This window comes from Paenibacillus sp. OSY-SE, assembly GCF_000283315.1.
Classification (GTDB): domain Bacteria; phylum Bacillota; class Bacilli; order Paenibacillales; family Paenibacillaceae; genus Paenibacillus_B; species Paenibacillus_B profundus.
The window spans coordinates 48,478-70,093 of record NZ_ALKF01000195.1; the positions used below are offsets into that span (position 1 = coordinate 48,478).

The 21,616-nt window shown below is 49.9% G+C and carries 8 protein-coding genes; all 8 read left to right on the forward strand.

The window, feature by feature from the left end; all coding sequences use genetic code 11:
- Window positions 1-36 precede the first annotated feature (36 nt).
- Window positions 37-6,579 (forward strand): non-ribosomal peptide synthetase, encoded by a 6,543-nt coding sequence (locus A372_RS0122350; RefSeq protein ID WP_019423135.1) that lies wholly within the window; start codon window positions 37-39, stop codon window positions 6,577-6,579.
- Window positions 6,576-9,560, forward strand: a complete 2,985-nt coding sequence (locus A372_RS34540; RefSeq protein ID WP_019423136.1) for a type I polyketide synthase — start codon at window positions 6,576-6,578, stop codon at window positions 9,558-9,560. Before A372_RS0122350 ends, A372_RS34540 begins: the two co-directional genes overlap by 4 nt.
- Window positions 9,561-9,587: 27 nt before the next feature.
- Window positions 9,588-15,338, forward strand: a complete 5,751-nt coding sequence (locus tag A372_RS0122360; protein ID WP_019423137.1) for a non-ribosomal peptide synthetase — start codon at window positions 9,588-9,590, stop codon at window positions 15,336-15,338.
- Window positions 15,339-15,352: 14 nt separating this feature from the next.
- A complete protein-coding gene (locus A372_RS0122365) occupies window positions 15,353-16,159 on the forward strand; it encodes a class I SAM-dependent methyltransferase (RefSeq protein ID WP_019423138.1) in 807 nt (268 codons plus the stop codon).
- Window positions 16,160-16,179: 20 nt separating this feature from the next.
- Entirely contained in the window at window positions 16,180-17,436 is a 1,257-nt protein-coding gene (locus A372_RS0122370) for an MFS transporter (RefSeq protein WP_019423139.1), read from the forward strand.
- Between the two features lie 115 nt (window positions 17,437-17,551).
- On the forward strand, window positions 17,552-18,256 hold the full coding sequence (locus tag A372_RS0122375; protein ID WP_019423140.1) for an ABC transporter ATP-binding protein: 705 nt from the start codon (window positions 17,552-17,554) through the stop codon (window positions 18,254-18,256).
- Window positions 18,257-18,281: 25 nt separating this feature from the next.
- On the forward strand, window positions 18,282-20,678 hold the full coding sequence (locus A372_RS0122380) for an ABC transporter permease (protein ID WP_019423141.1): 2,397 nt from the start codon (window positions 18,282-18,284) through the stop codon (window positions 20,676-20,678).
- 102 nt (window positions 20,679-20,780) lie between these two features.
- The gene (locus A372_RS0122385; protein ID WP_019423142.1) at window positions 20,781-21,494 is read left to right on the forward strand and encodes a GNAT family N-acetyltransferase; all 714 of its coding nucleotides are present in this window, start codon (window positions 20,781-20,783) and stop codon (window positions 21,492-21,494) included.
- Window positions 21,495-21,616: the final 122 nt, after the last annotated feature.

Sequence of the window (21,616 nt, forward strand, 5' to 3'; positions counted from 1 at the left end):
TTACGATTTCAGGAAGTCAATGACAGGAGAATGAAGATGAAGAATGATTCGATTGTCGTCGCTGGCTTATCCCGCGCTGAAAAAGAAAAGCTGATCCAACAGCTGCTGCAGCAGCGCTCGGAGAAGCGAGATACTATGGTATCGTATGGGCAAAAAGCGCTTTGGTTGCTGCAGCATGTCAATCCAGACAATTGTGCCTACCACATTCAAGCGGCATGGGATATTTTATCACCGGTAGATGAGCGCAAGCTGCAAGCAACGTTTCAGAGCCTGTCCGATACATATAGTTCACTTCGCACCACATTTATGATGGAAAACGGAGACATTAAGCGGATTGTCAAGCCGGATTGCGAAGTCGATTTTCGGGTGCACTGTCTGGACGAATGGGGACCAGAGGCGGAAGCCATGTTCGCCAGACATCTGAAGATGCCATTCTCATTAAATGAAGGACCGCTGTTCCGTGTCAACTTGTACTGCGCTCCCAAGCGTCCACCCCGCCTTCTTCTGTCTCTGCATCATATTATTACAGATGCATGGTCCATCGTTATTCTTCTGCGTGATTTCATGGACCGTTACCAGCAGGAAATCTCGGAGGGACACCCATATATCGAAGAGAGAAGCTATAGTGCGTTTGTGGAATGGCAGGACCGTTATTTGAAAAGCGCTCGTGCAGAGCATGACTGGTTATATTGGAAAAAAACGTTGGCGGGCCCGCTGCCTGTCTGTTCGCTTATTGCGGACAACCCCGGGGCGATGATAGAAGGCAATCGGGGAAGCAGCTGCACCTTCAGATTCAGCGAATCCTTGTCGCAGGAAATCATTCAATTAAGCAGAAAGCTCGGCATTACGTTAAATTCGTTGCTGCTGGCCTCTTTCGCCGCACTCCTGTATCGGTACACGGAGCAGGAAGATCTCGTGATCGGCACGTTTGCTTCCGGCAGGAGCGAAGCTGGGTTGGAACGCATATTCGGCTATTTTGTGAATACCGTTGCCATACGTCTCGAGTGCTCAGGGGATCTCTCATTTCAGCAATTATCGGATGAGGTCAAACGGAAGGTGCTCGAATCCATGGAGCACCAGGACTATCCATTTCCTCTGGTTGTTGAACGATTGCAGCCAGAGCGCGATGCAAGGGTTTCACCTATTTTTCAGGTTGCCTTTGTCATGGAGCGAGCACAGAGCTCGGAGGGGCGTCGATCCCCGCTGTTCATCAGCAACGATCAAGATCGGGTAGAGCTGGGATCCATGATTCTGCAGCCTGTTCCGCTTGAGACGGCAGATACGCAGTTCGAGCTCGTTCTTATGATGGAAGAGACGGAAACATTCATTCACGGTTCTTTTATGTACAGGTCGAAGCTGTTTAGCGACAGCTTTATGACAACGATGGCTCGGCTGTTTACGGATTTGTTGGAGCACATCGTACGGAATCCGCAGGAACGGATTGGAAATTTGAGGTTCTATCAAAACCCATATGGACAGAAGGAACAGCACGTGCTGCCAGCGGCGGCAGAACCGCATATTTGTCTGCATCATCTGCTTGAATATCAAGGAGAGTACCGGCCGGAAGCGGCCGCCATTACTTTTCTGCACCAAACGGTAAGCTATCGTCAATTGGATCAACGAGCCAACCAAATTGCTCGGTTGTTAGCCCGAAGAGGCGTGAAAAAAGGAGATTTTGCAGGGGTCTGCTTGGAGCGTTCTCCTGATATGGTTGCGGCGGTGTTCGCCGTGTTAAAGCTGGGTGCGGTCTTCATTCCCATTGATCCCGCCTATCCGCCGCAGCGCAAAGCGTATATGGTGGAGCTGGTCAACATGGCGGCGATTATCAGCGCCTCGACAGTGGATCCCCATTCGTTCGGGGATAGAGTCGAACTCGTGTTGCTAGACCTGAACGAAGAAGAAATCGCTTGTCAAAGTGTGCAGGCTGTAAAGGAAAACATCGGCATTCACGATCTGGCTTATGTCATTTTCACTTCAGGCTCCACAGGCAAACCGAAGGCTGTGCTTGTCGAACACCGTGGCATCTGGAACATGGCCGAGGCGCAGAGAAGATACTTTGACTTAAATGACACAAGTAAAATACTTCAATTCGCTTCGTTCAGCTTCGATGCGTGGATTTTCGAAATCGTCATGGCTTTCCGCAGTGGGGGGACGCTGTGTATGGCTGCTGCAGAAACGCTGCTGCCCGGCAAACCGATGGTGCGATGGATGAAGGAACAACGGATCTCGCATGCGGTGCTCCCGCCGTCTGTCCTTTCCCTTATCCCGGATGTGAACCTGCCGGATTTGCAAGTCGTCATCTCAGCCGGTGAAGCGTGCACCAGAGAGATCGTGGCACGATGGGCTCCCGGCCGCCGATTTTTCAACGCTTATGGACCTTCGGAAGCTACCGTCTGGGTTACCGTAAAGGAGTGCTTCGCTCAGGAGTCTGTCATTGATCTGGGGGAAGCGATTCCCAATGTAGAGATACACGTGTTCAACGAGTACTTGCAGCATCCTCTCCCGGGCGCCATAGGAGAACTCCATGTCGGGGGTGTGGGCCTAGCCCGGGGGTACTACAATAATGCGGAAATGACGGAAGCGAAATTCATTGCTTATCCAGACGCGGAACAGCCTCAGGCAAAGCGATTGTACAAAACAGGGGATTTGGTCAGATGCCTGTCTGACGGGAGCCTGCAGTTTGTAGGCAGAAAAGACGATCAGGTCAAGATCAGAGGGGTCCGGATTCACCTGGGTGAAATCGAGCATCATTTGTCGGAGCACGCGGGAATCGCGGGCAATGCCGTCCTTGTCACGGGGGTCTTGCCCGAGCATGCGGCGCTTGCCGCTTTTATTGTCCTGCAACCACACGTTTTGTGGGATGAAACGGGTGTAAGGAACTTTTTGAAAGAACGGATGCCGGGCCATTATATCCCTTCCCGATTTATTGTCATCGGCGACATGCCTTTGACGCCCAATGGAAAAGTGGACCGCAAAGCATTGCAGGCTTCTCTGGAACACCATGCGCACGATGCTGTGGAAGAGAGAAGCTATAGCAACAATTTTGTCGAAGAAATATTGATGGAAATGTGGAAACGTCTGTTGGCCAAAAAACAGGTGCGGGTTGACGATCAATTTTTCGAAGCCGGCGGGCACTCATTACTGGCGACCCAGCTCATATCCAACATTCACGACGTGTTTTCGATTGAATTGCCGATTCACACCGTTTTTGCCAAGCCGGTGCTGCGTGAGATGGCGCATGAGATCCGACTGTTGCAGGAGGGTACGGGAACCGGCGTGGTCCAGCAAGAAATCATCCCCTTGAATCGCACTGGTGACTATCGTGTTCCTTTAACGAGCGCGCAGCAGAGAATGTGGTTCCTGCAAAAGCTTGACGAAGCCCAGACCGCTTATTTGATTCCGGGCGTCTTGTCTCTGGAAGGACCTGTGGATATGGATGCGCTGCAGCTGTCTTTACAGGAGATTATTCGCAGACACGATTCCCTCCGGGCCTCTATTCATTTGGAGAACGGAAGTCCCGTTGCTGCCATCAGAGCTGATGTGACGTTCCAGCTAGAGGTTAAGGATTGCACGGAGGAAGACGCATGGCAATGGATGCATGCGGAATGCTGCCGCCCGATTTATTTTTCGAACGACTTATATCGAATTACGCTGCTGCATACCGGTGACAACCGTCATTACTTGGTGATGGTTCTGCATCACATCATGACGGACGGCTGGTCCATGGGCATCATCATGAACGAACTGCGGCAGTTATACGCAGGCCAGGTTGAGAAGAAGCGTGTGGAGCTGCCATATCCGCCGCTGGCTTATTCCGATTACGCACTTTGGGAACAAAGCTGGTTGGACAGCGATTCGTACCAGCAGCAGCTTCGATATTGGACAGGGATGCTGCGTAAACCAATCCCGCCGTTGACTCTGCCGTCCGATTATCCAAGATCGCCAGTGCAAAGCTATCGCGGCAAGCGCATTTGCTTGCAGCTCCCGCAGGCGTTGAGCGAACCGTTAATGGCACTGGGACAGCGGCACAACTGTACGCTGTTTATGACGTTAATCGCCATTTTCAATCTGCTGTTATATCGCTTGAGCGGCGCGTCCGATATTGCGGTCGGCGTGCCGATTGCGGGTCGAAATCAGCAGAATCTGGATAAAGTCGTGGGGCTGTTTGTCAATACGCTGCTCCTGCGTACCGATCTATCCGGCGAGCCCGACTTTACCCGCTTGCTGATGCAGATTCGTGAAACGGCCATAGGCGCGTACGCGCATCAGGACATGCCTTTTGAGAAGCTTGTGGAAACGTTGCGGCCAGACCGCGATCTCAGCCGTTCATCCATGTTCCAGGTCATGTTCAACATGCTCAATATCCCGCCGGTTACGGCAGAGTTCAGCGGATTGACAGTGCAGATCGTAGACATGGACGAGCATGATTCCAAATGCGATATAACTCTATATGCGCAGGAGAATGCGGATGGCATTCATTTGGAAATGGTGTATGCAGCCGATCTGTTCCGGGAGGAAAGGGCCGCGGAAATGCTGGCTCAATTCCAATGCCTATGCCATCAAGTCGTAGAAAATCCGGAACGGTCCATCGAGCAATATTCACTCCTAACAGAGAATTCCAATGCGCTTCTGCCCGATCCGGCCCTGCGGTTAAAACATGCAGACGACCATCTATTAAAACCGATTCATGTCTTGTTTGCGGACATGGCGGAACGATGTCCGGAGGCCGCCGCCGTAATTGACCGGGACGAAGCCGTATATACGTACCGCGATCTGGATCGATTAAGCGATGAACTGGCTTCGAACTTGATTCAGCATACGCAAGAAAAACGCGGGGTTATTGCCGTATGCGGGGAACGAAGCGTCTCCTTAATCGTCGCCTTGCTGGCCGTGCTTAAGAGCGGGTCCGTATTTATTGTATTGGATCCGGCGCATCCATCCGGGCGTTTGGCAGAGATGATCAAGGTTTCTTCGGCGAATGGTATTGTATTCCTCGACACCGGGAACGCGCAGCCAACCAGCCTATACGATGATTTAACAAATCTGGTTTATTTTACTATGCATTACGATGGCACTGCCGGTTGTACGAATACGAATTATTCATCTTCAGAGAAGCTGGCACAGATCGGCATCTCCCTGCACGACACAGCTTATATTTTGTTCACTTCGGGCACGACGGCCGTTCCGAAAGGAATTCCATGCACTCATGAACCGCTCTCGAATTTTATTCGCTGGTATGTGAATGAATTTCGGCTTGATTCGCAGGACCGATTCAGCATGTTTTCCGGTCTGGGACACGATCCATTATTAAGGGATATTTTCGTTCCTTTGTCCATCGGAGCCGCGGTCTGTATTCCAGATGGAAGCAAGCTGGTCATTCCCAGCTATATTAACCAATGGATGGCACGCCACAAGATTACCGTCTCGCATTTAACGCCGGCGATGGGCATGGTCATAGCAGGATGGAGCGGGCATGAACGGAACGGATGTGTGCTCGGCGATTGGCGGTACGCCTTGTTTGGCGGGGATGTGTTGGTGCCATCCCACATTGAAAATATGCGTGCTATCGCACCGCGAATCCGCTGTTATAATTGTTACGGAGCGACGGAAACGCCGCAAATTATGGGGATATATGCCATACCAGCGCCTCTGGGGCCATTTATCCCGATTGGGAAAGGAAGAGAAGGAGCACAGCTTCTCATAATGGACTCCGAGCTTAGGCAGAAGGGGATTGGGGAAACAGGAGAAATATGCATCCGCTCGCCTTATTTGGCTTCTGGCTATCTTACAGCAGCGGACGCGGACGGCAATCCATCCTCTTTTGTGCAAAATCCCTATACCTCTGCAGAAGACGATTATATATACAGAACGAGTGACCTAGGCAGGTATATGCCGGACGGCAACGTTGAATTCATCGCCAGACAAGGAGATATCGTCAAGGTTCGCGGATATCGGATTCAACTGCGTGAAATTCAGCAGCTCATATTGCAGCATCCATCTGTAACCGATTGCTTCATGCTGTGCCAAGTCCATCAGGACAACCGGATTATCGCGTATGTGGTGCCGGCCCAACAACCGTTTCATCCTTCTGGTCTGCAGCTGCACCTGAGAGAAAAGTTGCCGGATTACATGCTGCCTGCGGTATATATGGAATTGGCACAAATTCCACTGACCCGCAACGGGAAAATAGATGTTGAAAGGTTGCCGGAACCGGATGCGTTCAACTACAGAGATGAGCAGCAAGCAACTGCCATGCCGGAAACGGCGCTGCAGCAGAAGCTTGCGGAGGTGTGGCAACACCATTTGAATGTAAAAGAAGTAGGGATTCACGATAACTTTTTCGAAGCAGGCGGTCATTCACTATTGTTAATTCGCGTCCAACAGCATCTTGAAGAAGCTTTACAGCGTCAAATCCATATTGTCGATTTGTTTAAGTATCCGACGATTTACTTGTTGGCCCGTTATTTGGAGGGAAGCGGCGAAGCGGAGGAGGAGCGTCATACAACCGCACACAGGAAAAGCAAGCAGCGGGCGGCACAGCAGGCACAAAAATCACGGCGAAAGGGTGAGCGAAAGTGACGGTGAGCGAAACGGAGAACACGATTGCCATTATCGGGATGAGCGGGAGGTTTCCCGGGGCCGGCCATGTGGGGCAGTTTTGGGACAACCTGAAGCACGGCCAAGAATCGATCACTTTTTTCACTGACGATATGCTGCGGGAGGCTGGCGTAAGGGAGGATAAGCTTCACGCTCCGAATTATGTGAAAGCTGCCCCTGTATTAACCGATATCGACAAGTTTGATTACCCTTTTTTTGGAATGAGCAAGCGGGAGGCAGACATGCTGGATCCGCAGCACCGCCTGCTGTTGATGTGTGCATGGGAAGCGCTTGAGGATGCGGGATACGTAGCTGATTCATATGAAGGACTGATCAGCTTGTTTGCCGGATGCGGGTTTAACAATTATTTAGTGAATGAAATTTTATCACGCAAGGACGATTTTTCTGAGGAAGAGCTGCAAATGGTGCTGCAGACCAACAGCAACGATTATTTAAGCACGAGAATCTCTTACAAGCTGAATTTACGCGGGACAAGCGTCACTCTTCAGACCGCTTGCTCCACTTCGCTGGTTGCCGTTCACTATGCCTGTCAAAGCTTGCTGATGTACCAGTCGGATCTGGCCTTGGCAGGCGGCGCCTCGCTGCGTATTCCGGCATTGGAAGGCTATATGTACCAAGAAGGGGGGATTTTCTCCCCTGACGGGCACTGCAGAGCGTTCGACGCAGAAGCTAAAGGGACGATATTCGGCAGTGGAGCGGGAATCGTGGCGCTGAAGCGTCTGGAGGACGCCCTGGAACATCACGATCATATCTATGCCCTGATAAAAGGCAGCGCCGCTAACAATGACGGTTCGTCCAAGGTGGGTTATACCGCCCCAAGTGTCGAAGGTCAGCGGCGCGTCGTATCGGAAGCGATGATGATGGCGGAAGCAGACCCGCGGACGATCGGTTACATCGAGGCGCACGGAACAGGGACGGTATTGGGCGATCCCATCGAGATTGCGGCACTGCAGGAAGCATTCGGAGATACCGGCGACAAGCAATACTGCGCGATTGGCTCCGTCAAGACGAATATCGGCCATCTGAACGCGGCCTCGGGCATTGCGGGGCTGATCAAGTCGGTGTTGATGCTGTATAACAAGCAGATTCCCCCGAGCCTGCATTATCATAGGCCCAATCCGGCCATCGATTTTAAGGAGAGTCCTTTTTATGTCAACACAGCTTTGACGGACTGGGCCGCTGCGGCTCACCCCCGCCGCGCCGGGGTAAGCTCATTCGGGATCGGCGGCACAAATGCGCATCTCATCTTGGAGGAGGCGCCAACATCGCCGAAGACGGGATCCCGGATGGAGCAGGTGCTCCTGTTGTCTGCGCGCACGGATACGGCGCTCGATTCGATGGCCGCGGCTTTGCACCGGCACCTGCAACTGCATCCGGAATTGGCAATGGAGGATGTCGCGTATACGCTTCAAGTCGGCAGACAAGCATTTCCGTACCGCTATGCGGCGTTATCCGGCGTTGACGGCGGACTGAAATTAATTGGAAAGAACAAAACGGATAAAGGCAAGGCGAAGATTATATTTATGTTCCCTGGTCAAGGAAGCCAGTACATCAACATGGCAGCCGGGTTATATGAACACATCCCCTTGTTCCGCCGCTGGGCGGACAAGTGCTTTGCCGAACTGAATAAACATCTCCGCACGGACTTGGCGCCTATTCTGTTCGGAGCGCCGGAGGGCGGAGCCAATGCAGCGTTGCTGGAGCAGACCGCCATCGCTCAGCCGCTTCTCTTTGTTATAGAATATGCGCTTGCCCGCTGCTTAATAGACTGGGGTCTGGAGCCGCATGCGATGATCGGCCACAGCCTCGGCGAATATGTCGCCGCATGCATCGCAGGCGTTATATCGCTGGAGGATGCTTTGGCAATTATCGTGAAGAGAGGAGAGCTCATGCAGCAGAGCCCTGGTGGAGCCATGTTGGCTGTCTCGGCCTCTTTTGGAGAGATCGGGGGCTTCACGGACGAAGGTATTCATCTGTCTGCCGTCAACAATCCCGGTTCCTGTACGGTCGCGGGTGACGGCGAAGCGATTCTCCGAATGGCGGCGCGATTGGAGACGGCCGGAATCGGGCATAAGCTTCTGCCTGTATCGCATGCGTTTCACAGTCCGCTAATGGCACCCGTCTTGGAGCCATTCGAGCAGGTGATGCAGAAGTACAAGCTGCATGCTCCCCACATTCCTTACATATCCAATGTAACCGGAGATTACATGACAGAAGCGCAAGTGAAGAACCCTCGTTATTGGAGCGATCATATCAGAGAGACCGTCAACTTCAGCGCAGGAATCGAAACATTGCGGCAGAGCGGAAATCTGATGTGGCTGGAGGTGGGGCCCGGAAAAGCGTTGACCCAGCTTGTTCACCAGCATGGCATCGAATCGCTCAAGGGAAATGTGCTCAACATGATGAGGCACGGCAAAGAAGACGAGTCCGATGTTTCCGCCTTGTTGAAGGGCTTGTCTGCATGCTGGTTATCCGGGGCGGATATCCAATGGGAGAAGCTTCATCCTGCGCTGCCTGGACGTGTATCGCTGCCAACGTATCCGTTTGAGGGAAGACGGTGCTGGATAGACGGCAAGCAGGACAGCGAATGGGTTGAAGAACAAGGGCTTGCCACTGCGGCAGGCGATTCGGAAGTTGTGCGGTCATCAGCGGACAGGGCGCATCTGTCGACAGCATATGTTCCACCTGCTGATGGCTTGCAGGGAAATCTGGTGGACATATGGGAGCAGGTTCTAGGGATTCGACCGATCGGCATCAAGGATGACTTTTTCGAATTGGGAGGCCATTCTTTGCTGGCGACACAACTCATTTCCAGGCTGCGGAATCTGATCCCGGAAATTGAAATTCAGTTCGACCGGATTTTCAATTACCCGACCATTGAGGGGATTGCGGAGCAAATAGAGATGCAAATGATTGAGCATTTGGAAAGCAACTTCCATTAACAAAATTCGGCGGAACGGTGGGTATCTATGTCGAAAAAAAACGAATTGGAAACACGACGTTCACATTTATCGGACAAGCAGCGTTTGCTTTTGGAGCAATGGAAGCAAGGAACCAATCGAAAAAAACAGTGGATTTCCCCCAGAAAAGAAGAGGACCGATTGTTGCTGTCCCCGGCTCAGAGAAGACTATGGTTTTTGGACCAGCTGCTGGCAGACAAGTCTGCGTACAACATGTATTTTGCCGTGCGGCTAACAGGAACGGTTGATTTGCAGGCGGCACGCAGCTCATTTCAATTCATCATCGACCGGCATGAATCGCTGCGCATCAACTTCACCAATGTGAATGGCAGTCCACAGATCAAGCGAATGGAGCGCTTTTCGCTCGATCTGCCAGTGGAAGACGTAAGTGGATTACAGGCTTATGAAGCTGAAGAAGCTGCGAACGTCCTCATTCAACGTGCGATCTCGGAGCCGTTTGATTTGGAACGCGAGCCGTTATTGCGTGCCCGGTTCATCCGGCTGAAGGACCAAGAGCATATTTTAATGCTATGCATGCACCACATCATTTCGGACGGATGGTCCATGGGCTTGTTGGTGAAGGAATGGATGACATGCTACACATCGTATTTGGCTGGTGCTGCTCCGGTTTTGACTCCTTTGCCGATACAGTATGGGGATTTCGCGTACTGGCAGTCGGAGCAGTTGAGTTCAGGGAAGTGGGACGGGCATTTGAGCTACTGGAAGGGGAAATTGAATCAATGCCCCAGCGTTGCCTTGCTGCCAGACAGAAAAATAACAGAGTCGGCCGGAAATCGAGGCGGAGAAGTGCTGTTTGACCTTCCTGATGAATGGGTTCAACTGCTCAAATCTTTTTGCGCAAAAACAGAAACGACTTTGTTCATGGTGCTATTATCCATGTTTGGAGGTCTGCTGTACCGATATACCCATGAACAAACCATGGTGATAGGGACACCAATTGCCAACCGCAATTACACCGAAATAGAAGGGGTCATCGGCTATTTCGTTAATTTATTGCCGCTGCGCTTGGATATAAGCGGGGAGATGTCGTTCCATGACTTGCTGCATCAGGTGGTGAAAGCGACGACAGAGGCATATGATCATCAAGATTTTCCTTTTGATCGGGTAATCGAAGAATTGCAGCCGGACCGCCAAGGCTGGTCGATCCCATTAGTTCGAAATATGTTTGTGTTCCAAAACACCCCGGCTGTTGAAATTCAGCTTCCGCACGTTCGAGCAGAAATGCTGAAATTGCACAATCGCACGTCAAAATCGGATGTGCTGCTGTCCATGACGGAGATGCAAGGGGCAATTACCGGGCGCATTGAATATAACGCAGATTTATTTGTTCCGCAGACGATGCGGAATTTTGCCAACCACTTCATCGAATTCATAAGATCGGCACTTACATACCCGGATCGGCCTATTGGCCTGTTGAACTTATTGCAACAGGACGAACAGGCGGAAATCATACAGCGTTCGGGCAGGATGGCAGTTCAGGAAAAAGATCCGGAATGTTTACAGCAGCAATTTGAAAGAATTGCCGCCCAATTTCCCGAACATACGGCGCTGAAATGGAACGACGAGATATGGACCTACAGCGAGCTTAATGATCATGCGAACCGACTTGCTTGTCATTTGAGGCAATCAGGGGCGTCACATGGGCAATTTGTCGGTCTATGCATGAACAGATCCCCCTATTTGATTGCAAGTATATTGGCGGTTCTTAAGGCCGGCTGTGCCTATGTTCCCATCGATCCGGCGTATCCCGAAGAAAGAATTCGCTGGATGGTAAGCGATTCTGGATGTTCGCTGCTGCTGGTGGATGACGATACGCACGAACTGCTCTCCGAAGCGTCCTGTACGCGGATTCAAGTTACGGCAGAGGAACTGGAGATAGCCAAATATTCAGCAGAGAATTTGAATACTCAAACAAGTGAAACCGATGTGGCTTATATGATTTATACGTCGGGTTCAACCGGGCTTCCGAAGGGAGTGCTCGTTGAACATGGAAGCGTGAGCCGCCTATTCATTTCGACGCAACGATTATTCGAATTTCACGATCAAGACGTATGGACACTATATCACTCGTGCGCCTTTGATTTTTCGGTCTGGGAAATATGGGGAGCTCTACTGCATGGAGGCCGGCTCGTTATCGTGCCGTTCGACGTCACGCGTTCGTTTGAAGACTTCTACCGGCTCCTGGTCCGGGAACAGGTTACCGTGCTCAATCAGACGCCGTCCGCCTTCAAGCAATTGATGCTTATTGAACAGCATCCGGGGATGGCAGGAAGCACCGCTCTGTCATTGCGATACATTATTTTCGGTGGCGAAGCGCTGGAACTGCAGTCGCTGCGTCCTTGGTTCGACATTCACGGTGACCGGCATCCCCAATTGATCAATATGTACGGCATCACTGAAATAACGGTTCATGCCACTTACAGGCCCTTATCCATGGCTGATCTGGAAGCAAGATCGGGAAGTGTAATCGGTATGCCGCTGCCGGATCTGCAGGCGTACATTCTGGACGAACACCAGCAGCCGGTTCCCGTTGGAGTCGCGGGTGAACTGTACATTGGCGGACGAGGAGTGGCACGCGGCTATTGGAAGCGCGAGGAGTTGAACAAGGAAAGGTTTATCGCGAATCCGTTTGCAGGGGCGGGAAGTCAGTCCGGGCGTCTGTACTGCTCTGGAGACTTGGCTAGGTGGACGGCAGCGGGAGAGATCGAATATTTGGGACGCCGGGATGAGCAAGTGAAGATTCGCGGCTTCCGCATCGAGCTCGGAGAAATCGAGGGAGTGGTCGGGGAGCACGAACTTGTCTCCCAAAACGTAGCGGTAGTCGACCGGAACGAACATGGAGATCCCAAAATCACTTGTTATCTGATCCCTCAAAAAAACCGGCTGCATACGATCGGTCCATTGGTGCAGATGACACACGATATGGTTGACAGATGGGAAACGGTCTTTGACAGTTACTACACCAAGGGGAATGAACATGACGATAAAACGTTTCATATTGTCGGTTGGAACGACACTTTTACAGGCCAACCCATACCTGCGGTTGAGATGGAAGAATGGACGAATGAAACGGTTAAAAGGATTTTGAAATACAAGCCAAAGAGGGTGTTGGAAATTGGCTGCGGCACCGGGCTTTTGCTTTTCCGTGTCGCCCCATTTTGCGAATCCTATATTGGCACCGATTTATCCGAGAAGGCGATCGAATATGTGGACAGTCATTTGCATGTGTTGGGTGATGCCCGGGACAGGGTGGAACTGTACAAATGCAACGCTCACGAACTTCCCGACCTGGAACAGGTCGATATGATTATTTTGAACTCGGTGGTGCAGTATTTCCCTGATTTGTCCTATCTGCATACGGTGCTGCAGCATAGTGCCGGAAGAGTGAAGCCGGGCGGCTGCATTTTTATGGGAGACATTTGCGGCTTCATGTTCAGGGAGGCGTTTCATTCCTCTGTTGTGTTGAATGGTGTGGACGATCAGACCACAATGTCGGAGTTCAGCCGATTGGTGCAGCGTAAAATGAAGCAACATAGCGAGCTGATGCTGGACAGCGGATATTTCCTTGAATTGCAGCAGCGTTTGCCTGAGATCAAAGCGGTGGAAGTGCTGTATAAAAAAGGAGCCTTCCACAACGAGATGAGCAAATTCCGCTTCGATTCGGTGCTGCATATCGGGGAGAAGGCGGTGTGGGAACCGGAAGCCAGCTACGACTGGAGTCCCGGCGTCGAGACATTGTTGAATGGAGGCGAGCTGTGTAGACAACATCCGCAAGCATGCTTCCTTATTAAAGGAATACCGAACTCCCGCGTTGTGGAAGAGTGGAGCTTCCTGCGCTGGTGCCGTCAAGCCAATCCCAAAGACAAAATTGCGGATTACCGTAAACGGAGTCAACAGGGAGGAGATTCTCCGAAGGGAATAGAGCCTGAGGCGATGGTTCAGTGGGGGGGACATAGCCACAATGTGGAAATGCTCCTTTCAGAGGCGGTGCATGAGGGCTGTCTGGACGTTATTTTTACACCTAATATCGGGGGAGATAAGATTGTGCCCTTTCCTAACATGGATGCCAAGAAGGCGGGGCAGCAGCTGTCAAGCGTTCCATTACAGCAGGAGGTGGAAAATAAGCTTGTTGCCATCATTCGTGATGAGATCCAAAAACGGCTTCCCGATTATATGATTCCTGCTCAATTTGTGGTGCTGGAACAGTTTCCGTTAACGGCGAACGGCAAGATTGAACGCGGGAAATTACGTGAGCTCAAACCAAACAGGTCATGGGCGGGTCAAACACCAGAACATGACCAGCTTCCGCACACGGTTACGGAAAAAGCGCTGCAAGACATGTGGCTGAGCTTGCTGGATGTGGATCAGGTTGGGATGGAAGATCACTTCTTCGAAATCGGCGGCCATTCGCTGTTGATCAGTCAAATGATGTTTCAGATTAAAAAACAATTTCAGGTGCATATCCCGTTGATACAGTTGATGCTGGAACCGACGATCAAAAGCATCGCCCGGCAAATAGACAGATCATTGGCGCAAGAAGCACCTGGCGTCCAGTTGGATTTGGCAAGCAAAGTGGTATTGGATCCGGCGATTCAGGGAGCTGGCGTCCCGCTGGCGCCGCAGACAGAATGCAGCCAGTCCGTGCTGCTGACCGGAGGCACGGGATTCTTCGGGGCTTTCTTACTGCACGAGCTTTTGCAGAAACCAGATACACAAGTATACTGCCTTGTTCGTGCCGATAACCGAGAGGCGGGAATGCAAAAATTAATAAGCGGAATGAAGAAATATTTGCTGTGGAAAGATGACCTGATTCACCGAATCACAGTCATTACCGGAGACTTGGGCACCGAGCGGCTTGGCTTGGATGAGGCAACCTACAACTTTTTGACGAAGCAAATTACGTCCATTTACCATAACGGAGCCACCGTGAATTTCGCCTATCCCTATTCGGCCTTGGAGGCGGCCAATGTCAAGGGCTGCGAATCGATTCTGAGATTGGCTTCGGCCGGCAGCTTGAAACCGGTTCACTATATTTCCACTTTATATGTTTTCTCAGAAGAAGATGCCAAAAACAAGAAAATCATCCTGGAGGATGATGTCCCTATCTACTTCGAAACATTAAAATTGGGCTATACGCAAAGCAAATGGGTAGCGGAAGGATTAATGAGGGAAGGGAGAAACCGAGGACTCCCCATCAATATTTACCGTCTTGGCAGAATTTCGGGGGACAGCCGTACCGGAGTGTGCCAGGATAGCGATTTTTTTTGGAAGATAGTCCGGTTCTGTCTCCAACTGGGTGCCTTTCCGGATATTGATTTCCGGTTCAACCTGATTCCGGCTGATTTTGCCGGTACAATCATTGTCCAACTCGCACACGATCCCCTTTATGGGAACCAAACGTTTCACGTCATGAATGATCACGATTGTTCGTTCAAGGAAATCGTCGGTATGTTGTTGAAGCTGGGATATTCATTTGAACAGCTGCCTTGGGACAACTGGAAAAGAGCTGTGTCTGATCTATCGGAGACCGGCACTCCGGAACAAGTGGATATTTCTGTGCTGCCATTTATCGAGGAGCTGTCCATGATTGAAGGAGAAGCACCTATATTTAACGCGAACAACACGTTTGCCTTCCTGAAAAATATGAACATAGATTGCCCGCAGATGGATGAGAAGAGATTGAAAACCTATATCGAGTATTTTGTCGACAGCGGTTATTTTGAATCTATTACCATATAAAGGGGTGGATGTAAATGAATAAACTGATGATGGATGAATGGAAAATGAAGCGTTTAATGGACCGGATGAAGGGGCAAATGGATATCAGCTGGTCAAAGGAAGAGCAGGTCTTAGACCAGTTCGGCGTCAAGGACGGCGATTCCATCTTGGAGGTCGGCAGCGGACCTGGGTTCATATCAGAGCGACTCCTGCAAAAGTATCCTGCTAGCCGCATCACTTCCATCGAGATTGAAGAGTATTTTGTTCAATACGCACAGCACAACATAACCCCCGAGCAGAAAGACCGCATCAGCATCATGCAGGACGATATTTTGGATCATCGCCTGTCTCTTGGGCAATTTGACGTTGCTATCGCCAGGCTTGTCTTTCAACATTTACCCGATCCCATCTTAGCCGCACAGAACATCTTCGACTTATTAAAACCAGGCGGGAAACTAATTGTTTTGGATGTGGACGATGCCATTTGGGGCATTATCGATCCCGTCATACCGGAACTGCAATATATACTGAATCAGCATGCCAAGGAACAATCTTCGCAAGGGGGCAACCGATTTATTGGACGTCAACTGTGGCATATTTTGCAGACAAACGGCTACGCGGATCTTGATCTGAAGCTGATAGCAGCGCACAGCGATGAGATAGGCATCCGATCATTCCTGCCGCAGGTGGATGCCGAAGAAATGAGAACGATGGTAGACAATGGCTTTGCTACGGAAGAAGAAGTGGCTGCGGTGGAAAAAGGTGTGGCAGCATTTCTGGGCACTGCCCATCCATATGCATTGCTGATCATGATGGCGGTCTGCGGATCCAAACCCAATTAATAGAGAAGGAGCGTGCCTCCATGGGAAAGAATGACGCAAAAACTATGATGATCCGTATCCTCTTCTGGTCGGCGGTTATCTATAATTTGGCGGTATGGGTCGATCTCGTGTCCATGCTCAATTACTGGGGCTTCTACTATACCTCTACGCCAGTGCAGCTGGGCGTGTTAGTTATGAGCTTTTCAGGATCGATGGCCTTAGCGACCGCTTTGGGAACCGGCCGTATTCAGAAGCGGAATGAACTTGTCATGATGACGGCCGCTGTGGGAAGCGGAGTGATCATGATACTCCATCTGTCCAATCAGTCTTTTATGACGGCGATTCTATTGATTCTCCTCAAAGGGGTGTTCATCGGGTGCTACGTCAACGGACAAAATGCGCTGCTGCAAAGAATGTGCTCTCCGCAACGATATGCCGCAATCGATAACAGGTTTGAACGCTTTGCGGCGATCATCAAGTTCGCAGGTCCTCTGGCGGCCGGACTAAGCGTCATGCTGTGGCAGCCGCAGGTCACGTTGTGGATAGCGGCACTTATTTACGTAATTGCCGCCATACCTATTGTGTACCTGTTCAGACGTGAAGAGGTGGGGGTGCCGCAAAGTGACGAACCCTTCCATGAAGCAGCAGATGAATTGAAAAAGAATGCGGCCTTGGATTTGTCTACAGGCGCATATCTGACGTTAGGGTTAGTTATACTTGCATCGATGTCTTTCTTCGTAACGGTCGGCGATTCTCAATTGGTTGTGTTGTTCCGGGATATTTACCTATGGAATAATGCCGCTATCGTTGCTTTTGTAATGGCTGCCGCCGGCGTGGGCACCTTTTTGATTCGCATGTGGTTCGAATCCGAATCGTCTACCAACACGACACCCTTTAAGTTACTCAGCTTTTCTTCGCTCGGACTGTCGCTCGTTTTCTTAGTTGTGACCTGGGCTATGAACCGTCAAATTGACGTGATTTGGTTTCTGGCACTATTTTTTATCGGAGGCGTTTGCTGGCAAATCGGTTTTTCCCTCTACTTGAAAAAGATGAATCAAATGGCTTCTGCTGGAGGAATGATGAATAAGTTCGGTACGGTAATGGCGCTCACCTATATTTTGGGCCCCCTCTTCGGAGGAGCAGGTGTAGCCTGGTTGGGAATTAACACGACGTACTTTTTATCGGGATTGTGCATGCTGGGCTTTTGTCTAGTGGTCAGTGTAATTTACTTGTCCATTCATGTGAAGCTGAGGAAAGCAGAACAGAGTCCCTCCCATTCACTGAAAGCGGCCAAATGAGGTCAGGGGGATAGTGCTCTGTTCGTGTTGACGAGCGTGGCTCTTATTGTCCTTCACTTGACAGATAGCAAGGCGAAGCACGCGGCATTTGATGGCTTTGAAGGGAGCTGACGAGATGGATTTGATTACAGTCAATGATGTAAGCAAAACGTATGGAGAAAAGGAAAGTCAAGTACATGCGTTGAATCGGATTACGCTGCAAATCAAAAAAAATGACTTTGTGGCTCTGCTCGGGCCGAGCGGCTCAGGAAAATCGACATTGCTTAACGTAATCTCCGGGTTGGAGCGGGCGGATGCGGGGGAAATCTACTTCGCAAAAGAAAATATTACCCGTTATAAAGACAAGCAGCTGGTCCAATTTCGCCGTCAGTATACGGGGTATATTTTTCAGCAATACCACCTGATTCCCAACTTGACGGTTCAGGAAAATATCGAAATTGGGAAGTATTTGAATGCCGACAGTCTTGATTTGGATGAAATAACTAAGGAACTGAACATCCAGCACCTGAAAAAGCGGTTTCCATATGAATTGTCCGGAGGCCAGCAGCAGCGGGTGGCCATTGCCAGAGCGCTGATCAAGAAGCCCGAAATATTATTCTGTGACGAGGCAACCGGCGCATTGGATGAAGAGAACGGGAAGCAAGTGCTGAGCTACTTGCAGCATCTGCAGCGGAAATACGGTCTTACGATTGTGTTTGTCACGCACCATGTCGGAATCGCAAAAATGGCCCGGCACATCATCAAGTTGAATAGTGGCCGGCTGGTTGATCAGATTATGAACGACCATCCGCTTACGGCCGAGGAAATCAGTTGGGGATAACGTCTTTGCTAAGGGATGTGTTGTCATGAGAAACGTATTGAAATTTGTTCGTCGGGATATGGTGAAGAATCAGTTGCAGGTATGGCTTGTATTGCTCTTGATTGCAGCCACGTCCTTTATCTTTTTCTTTATCAAATATGCTTCGGATGGAATAAATACAGAATACGAGCGATTTGCAGAAACGCAACAACAGGAGCATTTTGCATTCCGCCCCAATCTGGCCGTTTTTATAAACGGAGACACACAGCAGCAAATTATTAGCGGGGCCTCTATTCCCAATCGAGAGCTTGAACAATTGGGCTTTGAAAACCTGCTGCAAACATACAACCTGAAGCTGCCCGACGAAGAACACCAAGCGCTCTCCCGATTGAGCGGCGAATATCAGTTCCATTATGAAGAGGTAAAGTACAAAGAGATTAAGGAGCAAGGGGTCTTATACCGATGGATCGGGGATACAGGCAAGCGAACCGTCAATCAGATCTATCTTGCCGAAGGAAGACTGCCTGCAAGCAGCGGGGAAATAGCTATTACATCGAATGCGGTTGGAATGCAGACCTTGCAGGTTGGGGACGAGTTGACGATTCGGGGGCACTCTTACGAAATTGTAGGGCGCTTTATATTGCCCGACCAGATCCGCCAAAACACGGCTGACGGGGAACGCCCCTTATATTTGCTTGCTAATCCGGAGCAGTATGCGCTGATTGACGACATCGAAACTCATTATTACAGCGGCCGATTCCAAAATGAAACGTATAACGGGGACGTCGTCCGCAAAATGACCGAAGACGCTCGGTTTGCTTTCTTTCTCCCCGTCCAAGATAATCCCGAGGCGACGGAGCTTATCAAGGGCATTGCATCCAACGCTGGGATGTCGATGATATTTTTGATTACGTTGACGTTGTTGTGCACGGGCGTATTTCTTATTTTTCTGAACCGCCGCCTGCGGCTGCAGCAAAAAGCCTGGGGCTGCCTGATAGCTATGGGATATCCGCGTGCGCTGCTAATCAATGTTTATGTAATCAACAATGTGCTGCTATGTGTAATAGGAGTTATTCTAGGCTTGGTAGCAGCTTATTTTTCCGCTGATTTGCTTATTCAGCAGTTTCAATCTCAATATGTGCTGCCTGCGTTCCCGAAGGAGCTGGGTGTCAATTCTTTGTTAATGGGAGTGCTTGTCATTGTCATCTGTTTCAATGCGGCCGCGTATTGGATGCTGCATCGATTTATGAACAACGACACGGTGACGATGTTATTGGCAAGGCAGAAGAACGAGCATGTTAACTTCCTGACGAGATGGGTAAGCCGCCTAACGGTTGGATTGCCTTTTATCCAGCGCGTTAAACTGCAGATGTCTGCCAGAAGCATAAAAATGATCGTTCTGTTAGGGATTACGGTATGTTTGTCATCCATATTGTTCATTCTCGGCATATCCCTGAATCAGTCAAGCTCAAATGCTGTTGAGCATCGTTTTAAAGGTGTCCATTACAAATACGATATTCAATATTCAGAGGCCAGACTTGCTCAACACAATGAAGACCGCAACGATTATTACTTGCAGAAAGACAAGCGGTTGTCTTGGGACGGCAGCAGCGGCAGCCGCGAAGGGGCGAAAGTCAATGTGCTCGCTTTTGACGGGGATAGCAAGTGGCTGACATTGGTAGACGAGAATGGAAAGGAGATTAATTCCAAGCTGAAGGAAGGGGCAATTGTGCATTCCTCCAAGGCTCAATTGTTTGGTTTGCAGGCAGGCACTTCCGTACAGGTTCTCATTGGCGACAAGGAAGTTAAAATCCCGATTGCCGCATTCTGTTCGAATGGAGACCCAGCCGCCTTCTATATAGATAAGGCACAGTTGACGAACGCTCTCGGCATTTCACCCGATATTTATAACGGCACGTTCACCAATTCACCGGACCCTGATCCCCAACAGACCGGCAGGTATACAATGAGTTCTGCTGAGAGCATGCGCAAGGAAATGACGGAACAGGCGTCTTCTTCACAGCTAAGCGCCGTATTGAATCAGATTTTAGGCTGTGTCATTGCCGTCATTATGATTTGGCTCATTACGTTAATTACGGTAGAGGAAAACAAAAAAAATATGGCCGTTCTCCATATGATCGGGTATACACAGCGCGAGATCGGAAGCATGCTGTTGAATGTTTATACCGTTATCGTGGTCATATCCTATATTGTGTTTACGCCGCTTGCCCTATTTTTCGTGAATTATATTCTCAAAATGGTTTCGGTCAGCACCAACGATTTTATTCCTCTCATCTATAACGTATTTACATTTGTTTTGGTATTGGCCATTATTTTGATTATTTATTATGCTGTGCTTTTTATCGCCAGACGTTTTTACTCCCAACCGTCTTATGCAGTGCCGATCGCCGCTCCTAAGCCTCCTAAGCGGGTCGATATGTGAGTTGGGAAAAAGAACTTCTCTAACTTGGAAAATGGTAGAATAAGAAGCGGAACATCAGTACTATTATCTCGAAAAATTACATATGGGAGGGGAGTGCGATCGATGATAGTTCAATCCACAATTGAACAGTTTGTTGAGGGCTGGGTAATATGCAGAAGAGTGCCAAATACTCGAATTCATAAAGAGAGCGCATTTATTCATGTGCAATTTGGCGAGCATGTAGGGGGCCGGACGGATGAGATTTTTATAAATGAAGCTGCGCCTGAGACATTGAAACAAGTGGAGCAGTATATGAACGAGCAGCAGAAGTATTGGCTCACGGTTTTTTCAGAGGGTGAACCGCTTAACCTGTCCCAATATCTGTATAGAGTCAGCGAAACGTTGATGGTGAATGAGTTAATAGAACCGTTAGATCAAATTACGGCAGCCGCAGGAACCGAAGTGAAGCTAATTGATGACGAGGCTGAGGCATTGGAGCTAAATGCTTATTTCAATGCTGCCATCGCCGATCCAAGACGAATCAAGGATACGGATATAGAGGATTATGCGGTTTACGTTAACGGGAAACCTGCAGGAAATGGAAGAATCTCGTTTAACCCGGCGGAAGGTGTGGCTTGCATGGATAACATATATGTGGATGCTGCGTACCGAGGAAATGGGTTAGGTAAAGTGCTATGCTCGACTCTTCTGCACAGAGCGCAGCCACTATCCAAAAGCTGCATTCTTGCTTCAAGCGATATGGGTTATCCCCTGTATAAAAAGCTGGGCTTTGAACCGATTTGCAATATGCATGTGTATGAACAAGCAGGAAGCTGAACGAGCTTATACGAGGAAGGGGAGAGAACGATCCATCTCAATGATATGGAAATGCCTCAGATTTCGTAAAAATGACTCGGTACCGCAGTGATTGGCTTGGACATTTTTCAGCTCACATGTGG